A 1,234-nucleotide genomic window follows, 5' to 3' on the forward strand; every position below is an offset into this window, starting at 1 on the left:
CTTCCGATCTCTCCGCCTGCCCCGCCCCCGGGTCGCGCCACCCCACCACCCCCCTCCGTCAGGGACGAACTCTTCCTTCCGCGAGGCACGAAGATAACCCAAGGGCAACACCACAACACCTGATCTGAAACGAGCCGCCTCCGATGTGGCGTGTTGCCGCGTCGCTGGCATCACGGGCCGTGGGGTGTTGGCGTACCGCATTCGACAGGCGGCCTTGGCTATTGCATTGGTGTATCGCGCTGTCGTATCGGCATGGCCCTGTCATTGGGGGGAGGTTGGCTCGCCCGTCGTGGGGGCTGCTGGTGGACCAAGCGCAGGACCTGGGCCGGGGGTGGATGGGCGTTATGCGGCGGTGGGGCGGCTATGCGGTGCGGTCCGGGGCGGTGTTGGTCGGTGCTGCTGGGCGGCGTAGTGGCCGGGTGACTGGTGGCGGTCTCCGCAAAGGGCTGCCCGGGGGCACGCGCAACTGGTGTGAGGCGGTCGCCTGGCGTGTGGGCATGCCGGGGCCGCCCGTCATCGGTGGGGATGCGGGCGGACCGGCGCAGGGCGTGGCCGTGTGCAGTGTTGGGATGGTGGGTGGTTATGCGGCCCAGTCGAGGGCCGGGTCGGGTGGGCCGATGCTGCCTGGTGGCCCGGCCCCGGTCGCGGATCCTCTGGCGTCGGCCGGTGGCAGCAGCCGGTACACATACCGCCCGTCCCGATCCTTGGTGATCTGGATCTGGTCGGGGCGACTGTGCTTGAACCGGTTATGCCACCCGCAGGTGAGTGCGAGCTGGTCGATGTCGGTGGGCGATCGCCCGAGCGCCCATCCGTGGACATGGTCCACTTCGCACAGCGTCCCGGGCACTTCACAGCCCCGCACCGCGCAGGAGGAGTACAGCGTCTCAAGGACTTGGCGTTGTGCCGCGCTGGCGAAGCGTTCCCGGTAGCCCAGGTACAGCGGGGTGTTCCCGCGTCCGAGCAGGAGGGGTGAGACTCCGGCCGAGAGGGCGATGCGGCGGGCCTGGGCGGCGGGGATCGGGGTGCCGTCGGTGAGGCGGGCCGGGGCGTTGCCTCCAGTGAGGGTGTCCAGGTCGCAGATGACGGTGACCTTGGACGCCTTGTGCCCACCCGACAGGACGCTCGACAGCGCCGCTGCAGTGCGTTCGGGGAGGTCGCGTCGGTCGTCTGGTCCGGCCGGCTTGGCCAGCGGAGCGAGCGTGCCGTCCCAGATCGCGGCGTCCTCGGGGTTCAG

General features: G+C 70.3%; 1 protein-coding gene. It reads right to left on the reverse strand.

Features of this window, described 5'->3' with window-relative positions; genetic code table 11:
• Positions 1-580: 580 nt before the first annotated feature.
• Positions 581-1,234, reverse strand: a 654-nt coding sequence (locus tag ABZ914_RS51575) for an HNH endonuclease signature motif containing protein (protein ID WP_500201845.1), incomplete at its 5' end; no start/stop codon positions are given.

Source organism: Spirillospora sp. NPDC046719, assembly GCF_040645715.1.
Taxonomy (GTDB): Bacteria; Actinomycetota; Actinomycetes; order Streptosporangiales; family Streptosporangiaceae; genus Spirillospora.